The organism is Kitasatospora sp. NPDC088351 (assembly GCF_040685575.1).
GTDB lineage: Bacteria > Actinomycetota > Actinomycetes > Streptomycetales > Streptomycetaceae > Kitasatospora.
Map to the genome: position 1 here is coordinate 36,378 of NZ_JBFBIL010000024.1, position 21,940 is coordinate 58,317.

A 21,940-nucleotide genomic window follows, 5' to 3' on the forward strand; every position below is an offset into this window, starting at 1 on the left:
GCGCCTACTCGTACTCGGTGCCGCCCTTGCGGGTCAGGTAGGCGTCACTGACCACCTTGGCAATGGCCCGCCCGCCCACCACCGGGCTCCAGCGCTCGGCCACCGGGCGGATCACCACGCCCTCCCGCAGGTGCAGCTCGCGCCCGGAGACGGTCTCCCGCCCCTGGGCCAGCGCCAGCACGGTGTCCGGGTCGAACGGCCCGCGCCACAGCTCGGGCACCAGCGGCAGCCGGCCGTCCAGCAGTTCGGCGGCCGACAGCCAGCGCAGCTGTCCGTCCAGCACCGCCGAGACGTCGAACGCGGCGTAACCGGGCAGCTCGGCGCGGCCGGACTCGCCGTAGGTGAGGTCCTGCACACCGGCGCCGAAGACCTCGCCGAAGATGCCGACCCGCTCGGCGCCGAGACGCTCCGCCAGCCGGGCGGCCACCGCCGGTATGCCGTACGCCCGGACCGCCCGCCAGTACAGGTTCCGCTCGTCCTCGGCCAGCGCCAGCCCCTGGGCCCCGATGCCCTTGGACGACACCTGCACCTCGCCGGTGGCGGCGTGGTAGGTGACCAGGCAGCAGCTGCCGTGCAGCTTCTCGGTCAGCACCACCGGTTCGCCCGGCTCGAAGACGCTCGGGAAACGCTTGAGATTCTCCATGTCCACCCAGGGCAGCAGATCCGGCGCGCTCACCGCGTCGCCGTTCATCGACGTCGGGACCGGCGGCTTCCACTTGGTGACGCCCAGCAGGTCGGCGAAGTCCTCGCCGCGCTCGGCGGCGGCCGCCAGGTCGGTGCCGGCCAGCGTGCCGGGACGGCAGACGATGCCCTGCGACAGTTCCCCGCGCAGCCGGACCGCCTTGACCCGGTCGGCGTTTCCGCCGGCCAGCCGTCCGGTCAGCCCCAGCTCCTCGATCAGCGGGGCGGGCAGGACCGCCTGCTCGGGGATGTACACGGCGTAGTCGCCGCTGCGGTACGCGCCCTTGGCGACCACCGCCCGGTAGAGGCCGACCTGTGCGAGTTCCAGTGCGTCGGCGTTCGGGTGCGCCAGGATGGTCAGCCGCTCGGCGGTGACGCGCAGCGTGGACATGGGTGTGCTCCTCCCCTTGGCTCGGCCGGTCGGCCGGCGGTGCGTACGGACGGTGACCACTGTCGCGCCCCGGGGCGCTTCGCCGCGACGGGTTTCCAGGGGCGGGTCTTCCGGGGGCGGGTCTTCCGTGAGCACGCTTGCGGGAGGCGGGGCTTCCGGGGGCGGCGCCGTTTGAGGCTCCCCACGGCGGGGCACTCGCCCTTGATGCACCTTGCCTGCGCAATGCGGCAGGCAAACTTTCACTCGTATTTGCGACACTATGATCGCCTTAATGACCGCATCTGCAACCGAGTCCCCGCGCCCTTCCGGCGCGCCCAGGAGGGGAAACCACCGATGAGCACCCGTACGACCACCACGCGCAGAGTCGCCGTCGCCACCGCGGTGGCCCTCGCCCTCGGCCTCGGGGTCACCGCCTGCGGCAGCGACGGCGGCAGCAAGAGCTCGGGCGGCGCGGGCACCTCCGCCAGCGGGTCGGCCGGCACCCCGAAGGCCTCCGGCGAGATCAACGTCTTCGCCGCCGCCTCGCTCAAGGAGAGCTTCACCGAACTCGGCAGGAAGTTCGAGGCCGCCAACCCGGGCGCCAAGGTCAAGTTCAACTTCGGCGGCAGTTCCGGCCTCGCCACCAGCATCAACTCCGGCGCCCCCGCCGACGTCTTCGCCGCCGCGAGCCCGGCCACCATGAAGACCGTCACCGACGCGGGCGGGGTCAGCGGCGAGTCGAAGACCTTCGTCAAGAACACGCTCACCATCGCCGTCCCCAAGGGCAACCCCAAGCACATCGCGGGCCTGGGCGACCTGACCGCACCCGGCGTCAAGGTCGCGCTGTGCGCAAAGGAGGTGCCCTGCGGCGCCGCCGCCCTGACCGCGCTCAAGGCCGGCAACGTGAACCTGACCCCGGTCACCCTGGAGCAGGACGTCAAGGGCGCGCTGACCAAGGTCGAGCTGGGCGAGGTCGACGCCTCCCTGGTGTACAAGACCGATGTGAAGGCCGATGCTGCGAAGATCGACGGCGTGGACTTCCCCGAGGCCGACAAGGCCGTGAACGACTACCCGATCGCCGCGCTGGCCAAGGCCCCGAACAAGGACGGCGCCGCCGCCTTCGTCGCCTACATCGAGTCGCCCGAGGCCACGCAGGTACTCACCGCGGCGGGCTTCCAGGCACCGTGAGCGGACGCACCACCGGGACCACCGGTGCCACCGGCACCGGTGCCACCGGTGCCACCGGCACCGGTGGCACCGGCCACAACACCGGCACCGGCGGCGCGGCGCACCCAGGGAAGGGGATGCCGCGCCGACGGCGGCGCCCACACCGCGTCCCGGTCGCGCTGCTGCTCCCGGCGCTGCTCGGGCTGGCGTTCCTGATCCTCCCGCTGGTCGGGCTCCTGGTCCGGGCACCCTGGAGCACGCTGTCCGACCAGCTCACCAGCGCCGAGGTCTGGGAGGCGCTGCGCCTCTCGCTGGTCTGCGCGACGGCGGCCACGGCGGTGTCGCTGCTGCTCGGGGTGCCGTTGGCCTGGCTGCTCGCGCGCACCGAGCTGCCCGGCCGCCGCGTCATCCGGGCGCTGGTCACCCTGCCGCTGGTGCTGCCACCGGTGGTCGGCGGTGTGGCGCTGCTGCTGGTCCTCGGCCGGCGCGGCATCGTCGGCTCCTGGCTGGACTCCGCCTTCGGCATCACGCTGCCCTTCACCACCACCGGCGTAGTGATCGCCGAGGCGTTCGTGGCGATGCCGTTCCTGGTGATCAGCGTCGAGGGCGCGCTGCGGGCCGCCGACCCTCGGTACGAGGAGGCCGCCGCGACCCTGGGCGCCTCCCGGCTGACCGCGTTCCGCCGGGTCACCCTGCCCCTGATCGCCCCCGGCATCGGTGCCGGCGCCGTACTGGCCTGGGCCCGCGCGCTCGGCGAGTTCGGCGCGACGATCACCTTCGCGGGCAACTTCCCGGGCAAGACCCAGACCATGCCGCTCGCCGTCTACCTCGCCATGGAGTCCGACCCGGAGGCCGCGATCGCGCTCTCGCTGGTGCTGCTGGTGGTCTCCATCGCCGTCCTGGTCGGGCTGCGCGACCGCTGGATGTCGACCCCGTGAGCGCCGCGCCGCCCGCGCCGCGGTGGCGGGCCGGACCACCCGGCCCGCCACCTCGCACACCCGCCCCCGCTCCGGCCCCCGCCCCTTGGACGCCCACCCCATGACGACCGCCCCCGCCGACACCCCGAGCGACCACACACCCGACGACCACACGCCCGACCGCCGGGCACCCGACGGCCGGGCGCTCAACGGCCCGGCGCTCGACGCCCGGCTCCGGGTGGAACGCGCCGCCTTCACCCTCGACCTGGCCCTCACCGCCGCCCCCGGCGAGGTGGTCGCCCTGCTCGGACCGAACGGCGCCGGCAAGTCCACCGCGCTGCGCGCCCTCGCCGGGCTGCTCCCGCTCACCGGCGGCCACCTGCGGCTGGACGGCCGCGTCCTGGAGGACCCGGCGCAGCGGCTGCACACCCCCGCCGAGGAGCGTCCGGTCGGCGTGGTGTTCCAGGACTACCTGCTCTTCCCGCACCTCAGCGCCCTCGACAACGTCGCCTTCGGCCCGCGCTGCCAGGGCCGTCCCAAGCGCGAGGCCCGGGCCGAGGCGGCCGGCTGGCTGGAGCGGATGGGCCTGGCCGACCACGCGGGCGCCCGCCCCGGCCGCCTCTCCGGCGGCCAGGCGCAGCGGGTGGCACTCGCCCGGGCGCTGGCCGTACGGCCGCGGCTGCTGCTGCTGGACGAGCCGCTGGCGGCCCTGGACGCCCGCACCCGGCTCGATGTCCGCGCCCAACTCCGGCGCCATCTGGCCGAGTTCGAGGCGGTGGCGGTGCTGGTGACGCACGACCCGCTGGACGCGATGGTGCTGGCCGACCGGCTGGTGGTGATCGAGGACGGCCGCGAGGTGCAGTCCGGCAGCCCCGCCGAGATCGCCCGGCGTCCGCGCACCGACTACATCGCCCGCCTGGTCGGCCTCAACCTCTACCAGGGCACGGCGGACGGCCACCGGGTGACGCTGGCCGACGGCCCCGTGCTGGCCACCACCGAGGAGCTGACCGGCCCCGCCTTCGTGGCGTTCCCGCCGTCCGCCGTCACGCTGCACCGGGAGCGACCGCAGTCCAGCGCGCGCAACGTCTGGGAGCTCCAGGTCGCGGGCCTGGACCTGCACGGCGACCAGGTCCGCGCCGACCTGGCCGGTGACCTGCCGATGGCCGCCGACCTGACCCCGGCCGCCGCCGCCGAGCTCGATCTCGCCCCCGGCACCACCGTCTGGGCCTCGGTCAAGGCCGCCCAGACCCACGCGTACCCCGCCTGAGCACCCTCATCGGCCACCCGTCACCGGGTACCGGCCAGGCCCGCCGGGTATCGCTTCGGCCCACCGGTTACCGGTCCCGGACGGCGGGGCCGGACGGCGGGGCCGGCGTCTGCCCGTCGGTGGGCCGGCTCCTGCCCTACGGCCGGCTCAACTCCGCGTCGGGTCCGCACGGTTCGGCTGTTCCTCGGACAGCCGGTCCTCGGCCGGCTCCACGAAGCCGGACTCGTACGCGGCGATCACCGCCTGGGTGCGGTCGCGGGCGCCGAGCTTCGCCAGCACACTGCTGACGTGCGTCTTCACCGTCTGCACGCCGAGGAACAGCTGCTCGGCGATCTCGCTGTTGGCGAGGCCCCGGGCCACCAGCCGCAGCACCTCGGCCTCACGCTCGGTCAGGGCGGCACGGGCCATCGTCGCGCGGGCGGCCGCGTTGCCCTGGCCTGCGGCGAGACGACGGATCGCGGCCGGGAAGAGCAGCGACTCGCCCGCCGCGACCAGCCGGACCGCGTGGGCGATCTCGGCCGGGCGGGAGCGCTTCAGCAGAAAGCCGTCGGCACCGGCGCGCAGGGCCTGGTAGACGTAGTCGTCGTTCTCGAAGGTGGTGACGACCAGGATCTTCGGCGGCTGCTCCCCGGTCGCGCCCGACCGGACGAGGGCGCGGGTCGCCGCCAGACCGTCGACCTCCGGCATCCGGACGTCCATCAGCACCACGTGCGGGCGCAGCTCCCGGGCCATGGCCACCGCCTCGCCTCCGTCGGAGGCCTCACCGACCACCCGCAGGTCGCCCTGCGCCTCCAGCACGGCCCGCAGTCCGGCCCGGACCAGTTCCTCGTCGTCGGCCAGCAGAATGTCGATCATCACACGCCCAAGCGTAGGGGCATGCGGACGGCCAGGACCCATTCGCCGGACTCCAGCCCGGCCGAGGCCTCGCCACCGAGCAGCGCGGCCCGCTCCCGGATACCGCGAAGTCCCTTGCCGCCCTTGCGCGGTGCGCTGCGCGCGGACGACGGGCCAGGCCCGCCCGTCGCGTTGGCGCAGCGCAGCTCCAACCGGCCGCCCCGCAGGGCGATCCGGACGCTGATCGGCTCGCCCGGCGCGTACTTGAGGGCGTTGGTGACGCCCTCCTGGAGGATCCGGTAGGACTCGCGGGAGAGCACCCCGGGCAGCTTCCCCGACGGCACGTCGATCCATGCCTCCACCGGGCTGCCGGCGGCCCGCGCGGTGTCGAAGAGCGCGGACAGCTGCTCGATGCCGGGGCGCTCGGTGACGGACCCGTCCGACGCGTCCCGCCGGTCCGAGGCCTCGCGGAGCAGCACGAGCGTGCGCTCCAGGTCGTCCATGGCCTGTCGGCCGGTCTCCTCGATGACTTCGAGCGCCTTGGCGACGAAGGCCGGGTCGCCCACCTCCCGAGCCGCACCGGCCTGAAGGACCGTCACCGTCAGTGCGTGGCCGATGGAGTCGTGCAGCTCGCGGGCCAACCGGTTGCGCTCCAGCAGACGTTCGGCCCGCAGCTCCGCCTCGGCCAGCCGTTCGGCCGGGGACGGTCCCAGCAGCCTTACCGCCATGGCGAGTTGCAGACGCCCCGCCCAGACCACCAGCCAGCCGTAGCCGAACAGCGCCGCGGCCGCCAGCAGCGGGTACCAGAGCAGTCCGTGCTGGTGCGGGAGTTGGATTCCGTGCAGGTTCGGCGCGGAGTCGGCGACCAGCTCGACGGCGCCGGCGGGCACCAGCACGGCGAGGATCCCGACCACCGAGCCGAGAGCCACCCGGCCGATCAACCAGACGGCGGTGCGTCGGCGGTCGGCCCAGGTACGGGCGGGTTCGGCGGCGATGTCCTGCTCGCGTTCGGGCATCAGCAGCAGCCGCGCCTGCACGCCCTCGGCCCGGCGCATCGCGGGCAGCAGGGCGGCCAGCGTGAGCAGCACGGCATCCAGCAGAACGGCCCTTGCCAGGACCTCGGCGAGGCTGAACCCGTACGTCCCCGGGTAGATCATCAGGACGACGCCGGCGAAGATCCACCCGATCACCAGATGCAGCCACCGCGCGTAGGTGGCGGCGCTCAGCAGGGGCGCGAGGATCCTGGGCATGACGCCATCCTGCCAGGTCAGCGATGTGCCGCGGCTCCCTCCCAAGAGGGAGAGAGCTCCACTCCCCGGCGGGATCCGCCGGAGTGGTCCGCTCCGGTGGAATGGGGCCGTCGGAGCCGGAGAGCCGGGGTCCGGAATCCCGGAGCGGGTCGGAGCGGGTCGGAGTGAATCCGGAGGAGCCCGAAGCGAGTCCGGGGAAGGTCCGGGGAGCACGCGGGAGGGCGTCATGATCGAGGTTCAGGGCCTCACCAAGGAGTACGACGGAAAGCGTGTGGTCGACGACCTCGGCTTCGTCGTCCGGCCCGGGGTGGTGACGGGCTTCCTCGGGCCGAACGGCGCGGGCAAGAGCACCACCATGCGGCTGATCCTCGGCCTCGACCGGCCCACCGCAGGCCACGCCCTGGTCGGCGGTCGCCGGTACGCCGAACTGGCCGACCCGCTGCGGCAGGTCGGCGCCCTGCTGGACGCCCAGGCCGTGCACGGCGGCCGCACCGCGCGCGGCCAGCTGCGCTGGCTGGCCGCCAGCAACGGGCTGCCGAACCGCCGGGTGGACGAGGTGCTCGCGCAGGTCGGCCTGACCGAGGCGGCGGGCCGCCGGATCCGCGGGTTCTCGCTCGGCATGCGCCAGCGGCTCGGCGTGGCCGCCGCGCTGCTCGGCGACCCGCCGGTGCTGCTGCTGGACGAGCCGGTGAACGGCCTCGACCCCGAGGGCATCCGCTGGATCCGCACCCTGCTGCGCGATCTGGCCGCCGAGGGCCGGGCCGTGCTGGTCTCCTCCCACCTCATGACGGAGATGGCGCTCACCGCCGACCATCTGGTCGTCATCGGCCGGGGCCGGCTGCTGGCGGACGACGCCACCACGGAATTCCTTCAACGCCACGGCCGCACCCGGATCCGGGTCCGCGCGGTGGACCGGACGAAGCTGGCCGCCCTGCTCGGCGGCGACCTCGGGAGTCTCGGTTCGGGAACGGTGACCGCCGAGCCGGTGGACGGCGACGCCTGGGAGGTGAGCGGGGCCGAGCCGGAGCGGATCGCGGCGCTGGCGGCGGCGAACGGCGTGGTGCTGTACGAGATCGCCGTCCAGCAGGACTCGCTGGAAGAGGCGTTCATGCGGATGACCGCCGACAGCGTCGAGTACCGGGCGGCGGCGGCATGAGCACCGTTCCGTCCGTACCGGCCCCGGCCACGTCCACGTCCACGTCCACGTCCACGTCCACGTCCACGTCCACGTCCACGTCCACGTCCACGTCCACGTCCACGTCCACGTCCACGTCCACGTCCACCGCACTGAACCTGCTGCGGTCCGAGGGGATCAAGCTCGCCACCCTCCGCTCGCTCTGGTTCACCCCGGTCCTCGCCGCCCTGCTCACCGTCGGCCTGACCACCGCCGTCGGCGCCGCCCTCGGCGGCAAGGACCACAGCCTCACCGACGACCCCGGTGTCGGCCTCTACTACGGCCTCAACTTCGGCCAGGCCGCGCTGGTCTGCTTCGGCGTCCTGCTGATCGGCCAGGAGTTCAACACCCGCATGATCACCGTCTCGCTCACCGCCGTCCCCCGCCGAGGCCTGTTCTACGGCGGCAAACTCGCCGTCGGCGCACTCGTCGCCCTCGCCGTCGGCCTGATCGGGACGGCCGGCTCCTTCGCCGGATACGCCGCCACCACACCCGGTGCATGGGACGGCCCGGCCCTCGCCCGCAGCGCCACCGCCGGGGTGCTGTACCCCGTCCTGCTGGTGGTGTTCTGCATCGGCGCGACCGCTCTGCTCGGCAACCTCACGGCCGCGATGGGCCTGCTGGTGCCGACCGTCTTCCTGCTCTCCCCGCTGCTCAGCGGCGTACCCGGGGCGCGTTCCGTGGTGCAGTTCCTCCCGGACCGGGCCGGCCAGTACGCGCTGCACTACGCCGACAACCCGCAGGTCGTGTACGGGCACTGGACCGGTCTGCTGATCATGGCCGGCTGGGCGGCAGCCGCGGCGTACGGCGGCCTGCGCGCCCTGCGGCGAGCCGAGTTCTGAGTCCTGCGCCGAGGCCCGGGGCCTGCGCCTGCCTCCGCGACCGGCGGCGGGGTGCCTCCACCGCGAGCCGCTCCGCCCGCACCTCGCCCACTTCCCTGTCAGCCTCTTCCGAGACCGTTGGGAACGACACCTCGATGACCACGCCCATGACCGGCGCTCCGACCGCCCTGAACGTCCTGCGCTCCGAGCGCGTCAAGTTCACCACCCTTCCCTCCCAGTGGCTCGCCCCGCTCGTCGCCGTCGCTCTGACCGTCGGTATCGCCGCCGCCGTCAACGCCGCGTACGGGGAGGCGGACCACACCCCGGGCGAGGACCCGAGCAACGGGATCTTCTACGGCCTGCTGTTCGGCCATGTCGCCGTGGCCTGCCATGGCGTCCTGCTGATCGGCCAGGAGTTCAACACCCGCATGATCTCGGTCTCACTCACCGCCGTCCCCCGCCGAGGCCTGCTCTACGGCGGCAAGCTCGCCCTCGGCATCGGACTGGGGCTGCTGATGGGGCTGGCCTCCACGGCCGGCTCGTTCCTCGTCGTCGCCGCCACCACCGGCCTGGACTTCTCCACCCCTGGTCTGGCCCGGGCCTTCACGGCCGGGGTGCTCTACCACCCGCTGCTGGTGGTGCTCTGCCTCGGCCTGACGGCCATGCTGCGCAACTTCAGCGCCGCGCTCGGCCTGCTCGTCCCGATGGTCTTCCTCGGCACCACCTGGCTGGCGGCGATCCCCGGTGTGCGCGAGGCCGGCCAGTTCCTGCCCGACCGGGCCGGGCTGTACGCCACGCGCACCCAGCCGGACCCGGGGATCCATTACGGCCACTGGTCCGGCCTGCTGATCATGGCCCTCTGGGCGGCCGCGGCGGCGTACGGCGGCCTGCGCGCGATGCGCCGCTACACCGTCTGAGGCGCCCGGCCCGGCGGGCAGGTGGTGAGCCGGCCGTCGGCGATCTCCCAGGTGCCGCCGTCGGCGCTCGCACCGCGCAGGCCGTCCAGCGCCCCCTGACCGGCGAGGGCGACGGCACGCGGTTCGGCGGGCGAGGCGAGCGAGGCGAAGCCGAAGGTGTGCCACGCCCGCCAGCCCGGCTCCCGGCCGAGGCGGCGGGCCAGTTGCGCCCAGCCGAGTGGTGCGGTGGCGAGGACCCAGGCGTCCGGCGCCGGGGCGGTCAGTCGGCGGGCGGGCCGCAGCCAGGAGGCGGCCTGCTCCGGCCAGTCGACGACGGCGAGCACCGACCGTCCCGGCAGGTCCAGCCAGGCTTCGGTGAAGGCCCTCGCGGCGGCGCGGGAGGCGTCGTCGCGGCTGTGGCCGACGGTCACGGTGTGGAGGCGGGCCCGGCCGCCGGTGAGCAGACGGAGCAGTGCGGCGAGTTCGGCCGCGGTGTGCGGGCCGGGCGCGGGCAGGGGACCGTAGGCGGCGATCGCGGCGGGGCCGATCAGCGGCGAGCGGGCAGGGGTGGCGGAGGTCATCACGGAACCGTTCAGGCCTCGTGGAAGACGAGGCCGAGCGCGTGGCGGTGGCCGGAACGGACCGTGCTCACGCCATGCCGGACGGGGCCGGCGGACCACCCCCGGGCCGACTTCACCGGGCGCTCCCGGGTGGTGAACACCAGGCCGTGGCCCTGGGCGAGGACGGTGCTGGTGCCCCGGGACTGCGCGCGGGGCCGCTGCTCGACGAGCAGGAACTCGCCGCCCGTGTAGTCCCTGCCCGGCTCGTCGAGGCCGATGACGACCTGGAGGGGGAAGATCATCTCGCCGAACACGTCGCGGTGCAGCGCGTTCCAGTCGCCCTGTCCGTAGCGCAGCAGGATCTGGGCGGACTTCGACTGGCCGGCCCGGTGGCACAGCTCCAGCCACTCGTCCAGCGTGTCCGGCCAGGGGGCTGGCCGGCCGAGCCGCCCGGCCCAGGTGCGGGCGATCGCGAGCAGGTGCGGGTAGAGCGCGGCCCGCAGGTCCCGGACGGGCCCGGGGAGGCCGTCGTGCGTGAAGTAGCGGTACTGGCCGGAGCCGAAGCGGTGGCGGGCCATGTCCACCGTGGTGCGGAACAGCTCCGCCCGGTCGTACCGGGCCGCCAGCTCCCGGCACTCGGCCGGGGAGAGGAGCCGGGGCGTGAGCGCGCAGCCGTGGGCGTCCAGTTCGTCGGCGACGGCGGCCCAGTCGGCGGCCGCCACCCGGGCGGCGGGCTCGGTGGTCACGGGGGTGTCCTTCCGGAGTCTCGGGCGGGTCGGGCCCGGCTGCGGACGGCACGGGGGCCAACCCCTTCGTCACCGATACTCACCGACCCGCCGCCCTGGATGCTGGCGGCATTCGGACACGGCGACGGGAGACCTGGAACGGATGACAGCTTTCAGGGGACGGATCACAGATAACAGCTTTCAGATTCTGTTATCCGAAAGCTGTTATCCGTCCGCTGTTCCCTGTCACTCGCCGCCGACCGTCACCCGTCACCCGCGCAGCGCCGGGTGCTCCGCGACCACCGTGCAGCTCCCCGGCGCGATCTCGGTGAAGCCCGCGTCCTGGACCAGCGGCAGGCCGCTCACCAGCAGCTCCGCCCAGGCCTCCGGCGTCGCCGTGCGGACGGCGAGGGCGAAACCGGCCTCGGCCCACTCCTTGCGCTGCGTCTCGTCCAGCCGCCACCAGGCGACCTGGGCGGCATGGCCGGTCTGCGCCATGGTCTTGCCCGCGCTCATCTCCAGCTCCGGGTTGAGCCAGAGCACGGGCAGGCCGGGCTCGGCGGCGGCGACCGGGCCGGTCTCCTCCAGATCGGTGCCGGAGACCTGGAGAATCGGGCGGGGTGCACCTTGGGGATCGTCGGTCAGCTCAAGCCCCGACACCTGTAGCTTGGCCAGCTCTTTTGGCCAGCCATCCAACGGCACCGGCACGTACACCCGCACCTCGGCCCGCTTCCCGGTCACCGTGATGCCGGGCAGCTCGGCCGCCTTCCGCCACTCCCCGCCCCGGGCCCGGCGGACCACCTTGCGAATCCGGGCGTCCTCCCAGGCCGCCACCCGCTGCGCCCACTCGCCGTCCGCCTCCGTCACCCGGGGGTCGGCGAGCAGCGTGAGCACCGCCCGCGCCGAGGTCTCCAGCGCGTCCGTGCGCCCCGGAGGGTCCGCCTTCTCCAGGTGCAGCACCAACGGCAGCACGTACTGCGGATTGGCGTCGCGGTCGGTGGGGGCGTCGACTGGGCTCGGGGCGTCGAAGGGCTCGGAAAGTGAGGTCACCGGGACAGGCTACCTGCGAGTTCCATTCGAGCCTTGGACGGCTTGAAGCCCCGCCCGTGCGTCGCTGAGGGACAGGCACGGGCGGGACCGGTTCGGGGCTACGGCCAGGCTTTGCGGCCGGGCATGGGGATACCTTCCAGCGGGCTCGGCATCTGCCGAGACGGCGCGGGAGTGTCGTCGGGGTCGACGTGCCCGGCCTGGACCAGCTGCTGGTGGAGCCAGTCCGAGTCGCAGCCGTACATGATCCCCAGAGTGGCCACGCTCACGCCGGACGCGTGGCGCTGGGCAACGGCGGGCAGCGCGGCGACGACCAGCCGCCGCAGCATGTACTGCCGGTCCCGCTCGGTGGTAGCCCAACTCACGCGACGCCCCACACGTCGATATCGGCCCCGAACCCGCTGGTTACCAGAGCAATGCGAGTCCGCACCAAGTCCTCGATGCTGGCGTACTCCCGGGGGGCCTCCCACTGAACGAAGCGCCCGCCCCCGATGGCACTCATGAACGACACGAACATGCGCGCCAACGAGAGGGCGGCGGCGGTCACTTCGACCATGTGCGGCGTAACGACGTACTTCGGGTCTTCGCTCTCTCCGTCTTCGACCGTCAGCGTGGCCACGTCCGCCCACGCCTTGACCAGCTTATCGACGTACTCCCGCGTGAAGGAGGGGTTGACCTCCATTACGCGCGTGGTGATGTGGTCCGCGTACGCGTAGAACGGGCCCTTCAACATCAACTCGGCCCCACGCGAAAGGGTTTCGGTCTGCGTCATGCCTCTGCTCCTCCCCTGGTTGGCGGCGCCCGCCGTCGGCGGCGGATCGCTGCCCCCTCCTGCCGAGGCAGGACGGGGCTCAGCTCCCCGGGCGTGTTCGACCACGGCCGGGGATGCCCCGGCTAGCGGGACATGATGATCACGTGAATGCCCAGCCCTCGGCGCCAGACTTCCACCGTCCGCCGGGGGCCGACCCGCACCCACCACAGGCGGCCGGGGACGTGCTCCTTCGGGTCCCAATCGACCCCTCCGAGGAACACCAGGAGGAACAAGCCCAACCCCACGTAGGTCACAGCGCCTCCCCCTTCACAGTCACGGTGACGTGGTCGGCGACGTACCGCACGAACCGGGGCTCTCCCACGGACACGTCCGAGGCGAGGGGGCGTCGTCCTGGTGCTCACCGTCCTCCGCCTCGCGCGCCTCGCCGAGGCACTGCGCGAGGCCGCACACGGTCACGTCCGGGTCGTGGAACACGGTGACGACCTGCGGTTCTGACGCCGTCTCTTCGACGGGAGCCGGGAGGTCGTCCGCCTGCTGTCGCACCGGCACCGACAGTGCAGCGTCCTCGGGCGGCGCTGTCGGCGGGTAGCAGTTCCGGTGTGCCAGCTCGAACGTCGGGGGCATCACCGGCGAGCCGACTTCCTCCGGATCGTCCGCACCGACTCGCGCCCGCTGAGGGGTGGTCATGGGGGCTCCCTACGTCTCGAAGAAGGCACGCCAGTTCGACGCACACTCGGTCAGCTCTCGGGTGCGTTCCCGGAGGAGTTGCATGGTCGGAGACTCGGCGGGCTCCGACGAATCAACTTGACTCGCCGCCTCCAACCCCCTGCGCCTCTCCCGTCGTTGCTGGCAATTCACCTCGCAGCCGGCGTCCGATTCGATCCCGACCTCAGGCCGCATCACGTCAGCGTCGACACCGCGCCTTGTCGTCGTCACACCGCTTCGCCACCCTTCGCCATGGTGAAGTTGACTGATTCAGCCAACCTCGGAGGGACGCCCTCCGGTAGCGTGCGAAGGGGTGTTGAACCCTGTCGGTTTTCAGGCAGCTGCGAAGCGGGGAGCCATGGGGAAGCAAGCAAACGGCAAGTTCGCAGGCATGATCGAGCGGGCCGGTCTGAGCCGTGGCGAGGTAGCCCGGCGAGTGCACAGACGATCGCTGGAGTACGGGAACCCGCACATCAACCCGGATACGACGGGAGTGCGCCGCTGGTGTCTCGGCGAGCAGCCACGCCACCCTCTCCCCCGCATCATCGCTGATGTCTTCTCAGCCCACTTCGGCTACCGGGTCACCGCATATGACCTTGGCTTCGGCGATTCGCCAGACCTTGACCGGCCACTCGCTTACAGCGCATCGTTCGGGGAGACGGTAGAAGCGGTCACCGAGCTTGGAAGGGCTGACATGGATCGACGCGCGTTTCTGGCAGCGGTGCCGTTCGCGGCAACAGCAGGAGTCGGGCCTTCCCGGGATTGGCTTCTCAACACTCTTGACCAACAGCCCGAACCCGGGCCCCGCGTCCGGCTCGAAGACGTCGTCAGTGTCCGCAACATGTTCGCGAGCTTCCAGGACATGGACGTGATGCAGGGGGGCGGCTCCGGCCGTCTGGTCCTCACCGCCTACATGAACGAACACGTCTACCCGCTGCTCCGACGTACCTTCGCCGACGACGTCCGGCAGGCTCTTTGTGCTGCCACGGCGGAGCAGACCTACCTGCTCGGGTGGATGGCCTACGACGACGGCGAGCACGGCACCGCGCAGCGGTACCTGATCCAGGCGCTCCGTCTCGCGGAGGAGTCCCAGGATGCCGCTCTGGGGGCCCACGTCCTGGCAGGAATGGCCGACCAGGCGACGCTACTCGGAAACCCCCAGGAAGGCCGCAGGCTCGCCCAGGCGGGCCGTCAGGGGCTCCGCCGCGCCGACTCCCCCGCCTGCCTCGCCGACCTGTGGGCGCTCGAAGCGCGGGCCCTTGCAGCCGCCGGGGATGCCAAGGCAGCCGCCCACGCGGTCACCGAGGCCGAACATGCCTTTGCCAATGTCCTGCCGGACCGAGAGGCGGAGTGGGCGAAGTTCATCGACGGCGCGTACCTGCACGGCGAGATCGCCAACGTCTTCCGGGACCTCGACCAGCCGGACCATGCTGCCGAGCACGCGCACCGGTCGATCGACTACGCCCGCGCACAGGGCCGGGCCCGGCGCGGGGCGATGTCTCAAGCTGCCCTTGCTGTCTCCCACATCCAGAGGGGCGACCTCGACGCGGCCCACGCTGCTGGCGTCCGAGCCATCGATCTGTCACGCCGAGTGAAGTCCTCCCGAAGCGTCGAAGCCGTTCAGGACGTGCAGCGGCGCATGGTTCCCTTCGGCGCTCACCCGCTGGTCGCTGACTTCCGCGAGCGAACCCGCATGCTGCTCGCCGCCTGACGCCCCGCCAACCTCAGGCGCGGTTCACTTCCAACCGGCCAGGGAGCCAGTAGCCCAGAAACGACAGAAGGCCCCGGCCCGCCCTCACAAGGCAGACCGGGGCCTGGTCTATCTGCTGTTCATGCGTCAGCTCTCCGCCTCGATCTCCCCCGCAAGCTGCCGATAGAGCCTCCAGTCCTCGGCGCGCTTCGGAGCGTGGACGTCTTCGCTGCAAGCGGCATGACCCTCCCGCGCGCACCAGAAACACGACTTGCCGGTGACCCCCGCCGGGGGGCGGGTCCGCATCCTCGCCATCAACGCACCCCCCAGCGTGCCCGAGCACCTGCCCGGCCAGCCTGACTGACCGACAGAGGCCCGTCCTGCGCCTCGCCATCGAGTGTGACCCCGAGTTGCCCGACCAGTCGGGCGAACTGGGCACGCTGGCGGTCCAGCACGCCGAATAGCGGGTGCGCGGCCGGTTGGCCGGCGGAGCCGGTCACGACAGGCCCGGAGGCCGTCAGAGCAGCCCGTACGGCCTCGACCTCGTCCCGGAGGGCGCACGCGTCGGCGAGGACGGCCCGTTCCCCCGCCGACAGCTCCCAGCCCTCTGCGCGGAGCGCTTCCCAAAGGTCCGTCCCGGCTTGGCCGAGGCCGCCGGGCGCCGGAGGCAGATCCGACGATGTGTCGGAGGTCATCGTTCAACTCCCTTTCTGGGCCCGAAAAAAAGACCTTTAGCGCTAAGCATTTTTTGGATCGCTTTGACATGGTGCTGCGGGAAGGAAGCGGAGGGGGGTCACCCCCCACCCCTTCGGAGTGGCAGCCATGGTCAGAGAGTGGACGCGAGAGGGCCCCAGCGAGCAGCCGGTTCGGGCCAGCGCGCGCCGGGCCAAGGTGGCGGCTCAGCGCTCGCTCAAGCGGCGCGCGAGGCGCTGCGCGTAGGCGCTTGGCTCGGCTTCGCGTTGCTTCACAGCGAAGGTGCGAGCATTCACGCTCTGAGCGTGCGTCAGCTTGGCATGGTGGTAGTGGCACAGCGTGCGCAGATTGGCTAGCGCATGGTCGTCGCGGTCGCCCGCGTGGTCGACCTCAAGGCGCTTGCGCTCGGCGCATCGCTGTTCGGTGTCCTCGCGCAGCCAGGTGCAACGGAAGTCATCGCGTCGCAGCACGGCGAGGCGGATGCGCTTCCAGCCCGGAGGCAGGGGCGAGGCGCGCCATTCGGTAGAGCCCTCATACGGAACTGATGGATAGTCAGATAAGGCACCCTAGATGACCACCCTTTACGTGAACCCCGGCCCCCTGGTAAGGACACCCCCCTGAAAGGGGTTCCCTGCGATAGCGAGACCGGCATGAATGCCCCGCCAATCCCTCACGTGAGGGATTGGTGGGACTCCAGATGCCAGACGGGAGACATTGAGATGACCTCTCGTCACTTTGCCGCGCCGCTCGCGGCCTCCAGCTTGAAGGCCACATAGCGGTTCGGGTCGATCTCGGCGCCACCAGCAAACGACTTCACCGTGTGCACGGCGCTGTGCCCACTCTGATCCCAAGCGGTCCAAACCGCGATCGCGTACCCGTCCTCGCTAATCGTCTTGCCACTCAGCAGCGGCAGCGACCCGCCACCCAGTGCGCCCATCACCGGAGGGCACACCGCGAGGGCGAATGCTTCGCGAACACCGGCGATGGCGCCACCCTTGAGGGCGTTGGAGTGGTACACCTTGAAGCCTCGGAGATCACCGATCTCGCCCCGGCGCAGCACGTCCGAGGAACCGGACTTGTCCGCATGCTTCATGTCAGGGTGCTTGAGGATCAAGCCCTTGAGTTCGGTTCCCACGAGAAGCCAACGCCCCTCCTCAGGAACGTCGTTGGCGTCCATCTCGGTGCCAGCTTCCACGATCCAGTCCAGGTCGAAGCCGTCTCCGCGCTGGATGATGTGGACGGTGTCAGTGTCCTTCACGGCCGCGATGGCCTTGTTCATGGGCGCGCAGGCAGCAGCCTCCAGCGCCCGCGCGACGCCGTCAACTTGTGGCGCGAGCACCTGAGTTGCGAAGTCGCGAATGTCGAACGTGGCCTCGTCCTGCCGAACCGGAACCGAGCTGTACGGGGCCTCAGTGATCTTGACCTCGACCTCTCGTTCCGTGGCGGCCGAAAGCTCGTCGGTACCATTGAAGTTCTTAGCCTCGATGCGGTTCGGGACGGCAATGCGAACAGTCTTGCCAGAGCCACCGCCGAACGTCTTCTCGGCGTTGCGGAAGACCAGCGCGGAGGCCACCCCGGTCTGAGCGAGGTAGGAGACGGCGGTCTCGGCGATCAGATCGTGAGTCTTGACATCATTGGTCATGGCAGCAGCCATAGCGTTACCTCCAGATACAGCCCTCGTCGGGCAATTGGTTGTTGGTCAGATTCGGCGAGCGCCGCGCATGTGCGCCACGAGAGAGGCCCGCCGATCGGCCGGCTCCGGGACGCCTCCACCGCTACCAGCGATGGGTGCCGGTCGGCTCCGCAGCTTCGGCGCGACCACCCCGGCCCGGCCGATCATCTCGGCGAAGGCCACCGCGTCAGCCTCGACCTCTTCGGCCGTGGTGCCGTTGAGCCGTCCGGCGTGGTCCTCGGGGATACCGTGCCGCAGAGCGGCACGAAGCTGCCATACCTGCCGGTCAGGGCCCGCCGGAGGCTGCGAGGGCGGGGCGACCACCTCGGCCGCCTCCCGGGCCCTCCGAGCGGCCTCCTCGGCCCGTTCGGCCACCCTGGCGGCCACACGGGCCATGACCGCGCGGTCATGGCCCTCAGACACGCTTACCGGCCTCGCGCTGGGCCGCTCGGACACCCTCAACCAGTCCGTCCATGTCGGCGACTTCCCGGGCGTCGGCCCAGGTGTCGAACACCGGCGCGCCAGGCTGGCGACGCCGAACAGTCTCGGCACCGAACAGCGCCGCATACTCGTCGTCGGACTTGGCCCGGCGCAGCAGTGCCGGGAACGGCACCCGAAGTGCAGCCGCCAGCTCGGCGGCACGGGCGATCGACGGAACGGCCTCGCCGTTCTCCCAGCGCCATGCGGTCGTCTCGTGAACGCCCATGCGGTCGGCGAGCTGGGCGCAGGTGAGATCGAGTGCCACGCGGCGAGACCTCATCCGTTCGGGATTGAACACCTCTGCTCCTTTCATTCAACTTGCATTCAGTGCAAGTGAGTTGAGAAATGAGAGAGGGCCACCCGCCAAAGGTGCGGCGGGTGGCCCAGTGCGCTGCAAGCCGGGAGAGAGTCGGCCAGCAACGCAGGTGCGGCCTATTGGGAGCACCCGAGACACCGGGCATGGCTCGACCGACAGGCCGTAGATCGCGAGAGCTTCGCAGCGTCGCCGAGAGCGACAGACGAAGCGTCACATACCTATTGAAGAGCGGTGGTTAACAGCCGCCCGTTGTGCCGGGCCGGACCGGCCCGGCGGCGGCCTCCCGAAACGGATCGGGCGACCGTGAACGGCAGAAAAGTTGCCGTCCACCCAAACCCCTATACGCGTGCAGGGAGTTTAGGGAGACGGCAACTTTTCTGCCGTGCCCAGACCCATACACGCCGAGAGCGCGCGCCCGGCGGGCCGGAGCCTGCCGAACGCGCGCCCTGTAGCGCTATATGACGATTCGTCAGGCGACCCCCGCCGGGGCCTTGGCCGCCCCCTTGGCGTCCCCCATGGGGTCCTTCTTGGGGTCCTTCTTGGGGGCCTTCTTGGGGGCCTGGTGCTTCCATAGGATCTGGATACGCTCGCGCGGGTCCTCCCGGTGCTTGTAGTGGCCTCCGCGCTTGCCCTCGCGCACTACCACGCGGTCAATCAGGAGGCCCAGGAACTCCCGCCGCTCCGTCATCGACCACTTTGCCCAAGGGCCCTCCTCAATCGGGTCCTCGTAGGCCCCCTCCTCGCCCAACCACTCCTCGATGGGCAGGATGCCCACGGCGGCCTCCTCGGCCTCCAGGGCCTCCCTGTGCTTCCGGGCGCGATCCAGAGCCATAGTCAGTTTCATGACGCGCTCGCCGAACATCTCGGCCCCCACAGGCCCCTGGTACAGCTCTTCGTCCCGCTCCCGGTAGGTCTGCCTCAGGGAAGCCTCTGTGTGCTCCTCAGACGTCCTTGCGGCGGCCAGCTCGACTTCCCTCTCGGATGCCCCCTGGCGCTCCGCGTACGCCTTCCCTGCTGCCGTCCACAGAGCCACGTCGTCTTCGTCGTCCAGGTCCAGCGCGGAGAGACGTGCGAACACCTCGGCGGGCACGTGGTACTCGACTACGTCTGTCTCAATCGTGGTCTTTCGCTTGCCCATGGCACGCAGCGCCTCGGGGCCCCGGTTGCACCGGTAGACAGTCCGGTCCGCCGAGACGTTCGCAGCGCCCATGGTGGCGTCGCAGTCGCAGTACAGGAAATCCCACCCGGACATGAGCCAAGCAACTCCCGTGTGGGGGTTGTGGTACTTCTTCCCGGCCGCTGTGAGCATGCCGGTTGCCCGGTACCACAGCTGCTCGGGCACCAGGGCGTCATGGACACGCATGGGGGCGCCGTCCTCGTCCCGCCGGATCTCGTACTTCTCGCCGGACGTGTCGGTGGCGAAGCCAGCCATACGCGGGTCACGGACGATTCGCCGGATGGCGTGTGCCGTCCACTGGTCCACATCGAGCTTGGCCCCCGTGCGCGCGCGAAGTGCCTTGACCCGGCCCGGCGTGCGGGAACCGGGAGACGGGACACGCGCACGGTTGAGCACCTTCGCCACCCAAGCCGGCGTCCGGCCCGCCGCCACTCGCCGGATGATCCACCGGCATATGAGGGCTTCTGACACCCGCTCACGGAGGTAGACAACCTTGACGCCCTCGGGGCCGGTCACCTTCTCCATTTCGAAGCCGTAGGGGGCGGTACCGGCGGTGTGGCCGCCGAGTAGGCGCGCCTGTTCCTTGGCATCCGTGATGAACTCAGACTTGCTCGACGACTCCTGTTCGGCCAGGCCCGCGATGATGGCGAAGATGCCCAGGCCGACCGGCGTAGACGTGTCGAGCCACGGTTCCAGGACGCTCAACAGCGTGACGCCGTGCTTCCGCATCTCGGCCTCGATCTGGATTGCATCCAGCGCACCCTTGCGGGTCAGACGGGCCAGGTTGTAGATGATCACCACGTCCACGGTGCCGGAGCGGACGCGCTCCATCATGGCCTCGAAGCCATGCCGGTAGACGTGGGGGTTCCACCCCGACTTGCCCACGTCTTCGTAGTGGTCTGTGTCGGGGTCGTACTCGTAGTCGCGCGCGTCGGCGAGGCTCTGCCCCTTGCGCTGCTGCATAACCGGGGACGCCAAGCTGTCGTCATCACGCCTGTTGCTCTGCCGCGCGTACGTGATGGCTCGGGGCGAGCTGTGGGCGGCCCGCATCGCAACGTGCCTGTTCAGGGGGGTGTTCATCCCCAGAGTGTATGCAGACCGTTTCCTTGGAGCTTGGCGAGCTCCTTCGGCCAGCCGTCCAGCGGAACGGGCGGGAACACTCGCACCTCCGCCTCCCGCCCGGTGACCGTGATCCCCGGCAGTTCGCCGGCCCGGCGCCACTCTCCGCCCCGGGCCCGCCGGACCACCTTGCGGATCCGGGCGTCCTCCCAGGCGGCGACCCGTTCCGCCCACTCCCCGTCCGGCTCGGTGACGCGCGAGTCCGCGAGCAGCGTCAGCACGGCCCGCGCCGAGGTCTCCAGCGCGTCGGTCCGCCCGGGCGGGGTGGCCCGCTCCATCCGGACGAGGAGCGGCAGGACGTACTGCGGCCGGGCGTCCCGGTCCTCGGCGGCCGGCACGGACTCCGGAGCGGAGGACGGAACGGAAACGGCGGGAACGGAAGCGGCGGCAGGGGCGGGGACGGCGGCGTCGAACGGAGAAGTCACCCGTCAAGCATGCCAGCCCCCACCTCGCCGCGATCACGACAGGTAGTCCTCCAGCCCGCCGTCCCGCCGGATGTCCAGGGTCACGCAGTGGAAACCGCCGCCGAGCACCCGCGAGTGGCGCAGCCGGTGCGGCAGGACGGTGATGCCGGCGTGTTCCAGCTGCTTGATCAGGCTCCGCTGGTCCGACTCGACGATCGCCGTGTCGGGGCTGACCATCAGCAGATTCATGCTGATCCAGCTCTCGCTCAGCGAGTGCTCGGGCTCGGGCTCGGTCGAGTCGGCGGACGGCTCGGCCGGCGGGCACCACAGGATGTCCCAGCCCCGCAGCGGCTCGGGCACCGTCTCGGGGCTGATCCGCTCGGGGTTGAGCAGCACCAGGCCCGGCCTCAGCAGCGCGATGGTGCTGTCGATGTGGGTGTATCCGTAGATGTCGCGCAGCGGGTGCAGGCGCAGGTCACCGAGCAGGCCAAGGGTGGACTCCAGCCACCGCAGCCCGAGTTCGTTGCCACTGCGGGAGACCTGGTAGAAGACGTCGCGGCCGAGCCGCAGCACGTTGGCGGCGTCGAAGACCGGCTCGGCCTCGCCGAGCAGCGGCAGCCCGTCGGCGTCGAACTCGAAGAGCTCGTCGTTCAGTTGCGGGCGGGGTGCGGCCAACCATCGGGCACCGCCGCGCAGATACTCCTGGAAGAGGCCGCGCAGGCCGAACACCTCGAAGTAGCGGGCGCGCATCGGGCTCGCCACCTCGATCACGGTCTCACCGACCACCAGGGTGAGGTCCCGCGGGCAGTAGGAGTGGAAGCCGCCGTCGGCCTTCCAGTGCGGGGCGGCGAACTCGGCGGCGTGGTCGACCACTTCGGGCTGGTGGACGGTGACGCCGAGGCCGCGCAGGGTGGCGACCAGGGCGTCCAGGTCCTCCTCGGTCTCCTCGACGACCTGCTGCGAGTAGGCGCCGACCGGGATCGAGCCGAGGTCGGCGGCCCTGGTCTTCGGAAAGCAGGACAGCCAGGACGAAGGGTCGGACTGCCCGGGCAGCCGGGCGCCGACGGCGGTACCGACCACCACCTCGCGCAGCGTGGTGAACTCGTCCCAGCTGTGCACCGGACTGGCCGCTTGAACCGGACGGGCCGGGTGGACCGGGTGGACCGGACGGGCCGAATTGGACATGACTCCCCCTTGACGCGG

The 21,940-nt window shown here is 71.4% G+C and carries 23 protein-coding genes and 1 pseudogene; 7 read left to right on the forward strand and 17 right to left on the reverse strand.

The window, feature by feature from the left end; genetic code table 11:
- Positions 1–4: 4 nt before the first annotated feature.
- Positions 5–1,072: an RNA ligase (ATP) gene (locus tag AB0P06_RS18665; protein ID WP_363608563.1), complete on the reverse strand. Its 1,068-nt coding sequence runs from the start codon at positions 1,070–1,072 to the stop codon at positions 5–7.
- Positions 1,073–1,405: 333 nt separating this feature from the next.
- Between AB0P06_RS18665 and modA the strand changes: the two genes are divergently transcribed.
- The 3 genes from modA (at position 1,406) to AB0P06_RS18680 (ending at position 4,402) form a co-directional block, all read left to right on the forward strand.
- Positions 1,406–2,239 carry a molybdate ABC transporter substrate-binding protein gene (gene modA / locus AB0P06_RS18670; protein WP_363608565.1) on the forward strand — a complete coding sequence of 278 codons (834 nt, stop codon included), beginning with the start codon at positions 1,406–1,408 and terminating at the stop codon, positions 2,237–2,239.
- A gap of 116 nt (positions 2,240–2,355) precedes the next feature.
- Positions 2,356–3,156, forward strand: coding sequence for an ABC transporter permease (locus tag AB0P06_RS18675; protein WP_363608683.1), 801 nt, complete (start codon positions 2,356–2,358; stop codon positions 3,154–3,156).
- Positions 3,157–3,256: 100 nt separating this feature from the next.
- Positions 3,257–4,402, forward strand: coding sequence for an ABC transporter ATP-binding protein (locus tag AB0P06_RS18680; RefSeq protein WP_363608567.1), 1,146 nt, complete (start codon positions 3,257–3,259; stop codon positions 4,400–4,402).
- A 147-nt stretch (positions 4,403–4,549) separates the two neighbouring features.
- Here the strand turns inward: AB0P06_RS18680 and AB0P06_RS18685 are convergent, their stop codons facing one another.
- Both AB0P06_RS18685 and AB0P06_RS18690 read right to left on the reverse strand, forming a co-directional pair.
- Positions 4,550–5,260: a response regulator transcription factor gene (locus AB0P06_RS18685; protein ID WP_363608569.1), complete on the reverse strand. Its 711-nt coding sequence runs from the start codon at positions 5,258–5,260 to the stop codon at positions 4,550–4,552.
- Complete coding sequence (locus AB0P06_RS18690) at positions 5,257–6,486, reverse strand: histidine kinase (RefSeq protein ID WP_363608571.1); 1,230 nt, start codon at positions 6,484–6,486, stop codon at positions 5,257–5,259. The genes AB0P06_RS18685 and AB0P06_RS18690 overlap by 4 nt, the downstream gene beginning before the upstream one ends.
- A gap of 226 nt (positions 6,487–6,712) precedes the next feature.
- On the opposite strand from AB0P06_RS18690, the gene AB0P06_RS18695 reads away from it, so the two are divergent.
- From AB0P06_RS18695 to AB0P06_RS18705, 3 genes are all read left to right on the forward strand, one after another.
- Positions 6,713–7,642 (forward strand): ABC transporter ATP-binding protein, encoded by a 930-nt coding sequence (locus tag AB0P06_RS18695; protein WP_363608572.1) that lies wholly within the window; start codon positions 6,713–6,715, stop codon positions 7,640–7,642.
- Positions 7,639–8,502, forward strand: coding sequence for an ABC transporter permease (locus tag AB0P06_RS18700; RefSeq protein ID WP_363608574.1), 864 nt, complete (start codon positions 7,639–7,641; stop codon positions 8,500–8,502). The genes AB0P06_RS18695 and AB0P06_RS18700 overlap by 4 nt, the downstream gene beginning before the upstream one ends.
- A 134-nt stretch (positions 8,503–8,636) precedes the next feature.
- Positions 8,637–9,398, forward strand: a complete 762-nt coding sequence (locus tag AB0P06_RS18705; protein ID WP_363608576.1) for a hypothetical protein — start codon at positions 8,637–8,639, stop codon at positions 9,396–9,398.
- Here AB0P06_RS18705 and AB0P06_RS18710 read toward each other — a convergent pair.
- From AB0P06_RS18710 to AB0P06_RS18735, 6 genes are all read right to left on the reverse strand, one after another.
- Positions 9,386–9,958 carry a hypothetical protein gene (locus tag AB0P06_RS18710; protein ID WP_363608578.1) on the reverse strand — a complete coding sequence of 191 codons (573 nt, stop codon included), beginning with the start codon at positions 9,956–9,958 and terminating at the stop codon, positions 9,386–9,388. The genes AB0P06_RS18705 and AB0P06_RS18710 overlap by 13 nt on opposite strands.
- An 11-nt stretch (positions 9,959–9,969) precedes the next feature.
- Entirely contained in the window at positions 9,970–10,683 is a 714-nt protein-coding gene (locus tag AB0P06_RS18715; RefSeq protein ID WP_363608580.1) for a 2OG-Fe(II) oxygenase, read from the reverse strand.
- 249 nt (positions 10,684–10,932) lie between these two features.
- Positions 10,933–11,712 (reverse strand): peptidyl-tRNA hydrolase, encoded by a 780-nt coding sequence (locus AB0P06_RS18720; protein ID WP_363608582.1) that lies wholly within the window; start codon positions 11,710–11,712, stop codon positions 10,933–10,935.
- 98 nt (positions 11,713–11,810) lie between these two features.
- Entirely contained in the window at positions 11,811–12,074 is a 264-nt protein-coding gene (locus tag AB0P06_RS18725; RefSeq protein WP_363608584.1) for a hypothetical protein, read from the reverse strand.
- Complete coding sequence (locus tag AB0P06_RS18730; RefSeq protein ID WP_363608585.1) at positions 12,071–12,481, reverse strand: hypothetical protein; 411 nt, start codon at positions 12,479–12,481, stop codon at positions 12,071–12,073. The genes AB0P06_RS18725 and AB0P06_RS18730 overlap by 4 nt, the downstream gene beginning before the upstream one ends.
- Positions 12,482–12,793: 312 nt before the next feature.
- Entirely contained in the window at positions 12,794–13,168 is a 375-nt protein-coding gene (locus AB0P06_RS18735) for a hypothetical protein (protein WP_363608587.1), read from the reverse strand.
- A 376-nt stretch (positions 13,169–13,544) separates the two neighbouring features.
- Between AB0P06_RS18735 and AB0P06_RS18740 the strand changes: the two genes are divergently transcribed.
- On the forward strand, positions 13,545–14,897 hold the full coding sequence (locus tag AB0P06_RS18740; protein WP_363608589.1) for a transcriptional regulator: 1,353 nt from the start codon (positions 13,545–13,547) through the stop codon (positions 14,895–14,897).
- Between the two features lie 293 nt (positions 14,898–15,190).
- On the opposite strand, the gene AB0P06_RS18745 is transcribed toward AB0P06_RS18740, so the two are convergent.
- The 8 genes and pseudogenes from AB0P06_RS18745 to AB0P06_RS18780 all read right to left on the reverse strand — a co-directional run bounded on the left by AB0P06_RS18745 (position 15,191) and on the right by AB0P06_RS18780 (position 21,922).
- Positions 15,191–15,571, reverse strand: a complete 381-nt coding sequence (locus AB0P06_RS18745) for a P27 family phage terminase small subunit (RefSeq protein ID WP_363608591.1) — start codon at positions 15,569–15,571, stop codon at positions 15,191–15,193.
- 204 nt (positions 15,572–15,775) lie between these two features.
- The gene (locus AB0P06_RS18750; protein ID WP_363608593.1) at positions 15,776–16,039 is read right to left on the reverse strand and encodes a hypothetical protein; all 264 of its coding nucleotides are present in this window, start codon (positions 16,037–16,039) and stop codon (positions 15,776–15,778) included.
- A 260-nt stretch (positions 16,040–16,299) separates the two neighbouring features.
- On the reverse strand, positions 16,300–17,223 hold the full coding sequence (locus AB0P06_RS18755) for a P22 phage major capsid protein family protein (RefSeq protein WP_363608595.1): 924 nt from the start codon (positions 17,221–17,223) through the stop codon (positions 16,300–16,302).
- A 45-nt stretch (positions 17,224–17,268) separates the two neighbouring features.
- Positions 17,269–17,637, reverse strand: a complete 369-nt coding sequence (locus tag AB0P06_RS18760) for a hypothetical protein (protein WP_363608597.1) — start codon at positions 17,635–17,637, stop codon at positions 17,269–17,271.
- A 19-nt stretch (positions 17,638–17,656) separates the two neighbouring features.
- Positions 17,657–18,019, reverse strand: coding sequence for a helix-turn-helix transcriptional regulator (locus tag AB0P06_RS18765; protein ID WP_363608599.1), 363 nt, complete (start codon positions 18,017–18,019; stop codon positions 17,657–17,659).
- A gap of 487 nt (positions 18,020–18,506) precedes the next feature.
- Positions 18,507–20,294, reverse strand: coding sequence for a recombinase family protein (locus tag AB0P06_RS18770; RefSeq protein ID WP_363608601.1), 1,788 nt, complete (start codon positions 20,292–20,294; stop codon positions 18,507–18,509).
- A 17-nt stretch (positions 20,295–20,311) separates the two neighbouring features.
- A pseudogene (locus tag AB0P06_RS18775) lies at positions 20,312–20,671 on the reverse strand (peptidyl-tRNA hydrolase); the annotation flags it as partial.
- A gap of 120 nt (positions 20,672–20,791) precedes the next feature.
- Positions 20,792–21,922, reverse strand: a complete 1,131-nt coding sequence (locus AB0P06_RS18780) for an inosamine-phosphate amidinotransferase 1 (RefSeq protein WP_363608603.1) — start codon at positions 21,920–21,922, stop codon at positions 20,792–20,794.
- Positions 21,923–21,940 lie beyond the last annotated feature (18 nt).

Coding starts and splice junctions, on each gene's coding strand:
- AB0P06_RS18665 (WP_363608563.1), bottom strand. CDS start 1,072: ATGTCCACGCTGCGCGTCACCGCCGAGCGGCTGACCATCCTGGCGCAC.
- modA (WP_363608565.1), top strand. CDS start 1,406: ATGAGCACCCGTACGACCACCACGCGCAGAGTCGCCGTCGCCACCGCG.
- AB0P06_RS18675 (WP_363608683.1), top strand. CDS start 2,356: ATGCCGCGCCGACGGCGGCGCCCACACCGCGTCCCGGTCGCGCTGCTG.
- AB0P06_RS18680 (WP_363608567.1), top strand. CDS start 3,257: ATGACGACCGCCCCCGCCGACACCCCGAGCGACCACACACCCGACGAC.
- AB0P06_RS18690 (WP_363608571.1), bottom strand. CDS start 6,486: ATGCCCAGGATCCTCGCGCCCCTGCTGAGCGCCGCCACCTACGCGCGG.
- AB0P06_RS18695 (WP_363608572.1), top strand. CDS start 6,713: ATGATCGAGGTTCAGGGCCTCACCAAGGAGTACGACGGAAAGCGTGTG.
- AB0P06_RS18700 (WP_363608574.1), top strand. CDS start 7,639: ATGAGCACCGTTCCGTCCGTACCGGCCCCGGCCACGTCCACGTCCACG.
- AB0P06_RS18705 (WP_363608576.1), top strand. CDS start 8,637: ATGACCACGCCCATGACCGGCGCTCCGACCGCCCTGAACGTCCTGCGC.
- AB0P06_RS18710 (WP_363608578.1), bottom strand. CDS start 9,958: ATGACCTCCGCCACCCCTGCCCGCTCGCCGCTGATCGGCCCCGCCGCG.
- AB0P06_RS18730 (WP_363608585.1), bottom strand. CDS start 12,481: ATGACGCAGACCGAAACCCTTTCGCGTGGGGCCGAGTTGATGTTGAAG.
- AB0P06_RS18735 (WP_363608587.1), bottom strand. CDS start 13,168: ATGACCACCCCTCAGCGGGCGCGAGTCGGTGCGGACGATCCGGAGGAA.
- AB0P06_RS18740 (WP_363608589.1), top strand. CDS start 13,545: ATGGGGAAGCAAGCAAACGGCAAGTTCGCAGGCATGATCGAGCGGGCC.
- AB0P06_RS18745 (WP_363608591.1), bottom strand. CDS start 15,571: ATGACCTCCGACACATCGTCGGATCTGCCTCCGGCGCCCGGCGGCCTC.
- AB0P06_RS18755 (WP_363608595.1), bottom strand. CDS start 17,223: ATGGCTGCTGCCATGACCAATGATGTCAAGACTCACGATCTGATCGCC.
- AB0P06_RS18760 (WP_363608597.1), bottom strand. CDS start 17,637: ATGGCCCGTGTGGCCGCCAGGGTGGCCGAACGGGCCGAGGAGGCCGCT.
- AB0P06_RS18770 (WP_363608601.1), bottom strand. CDS start 20,294: ATGAACACCCCCCTGAACAGGCACGTTGCGATGCGGGCCGCCCACAGC.
- AB0P06_RS18780 (WP_363608603.1), bottom strand. CDS start 21,922: ATGTCCAATTCGGCCCGTCCGGTCCACCCGGTCCACCCGGCCCGTCCG.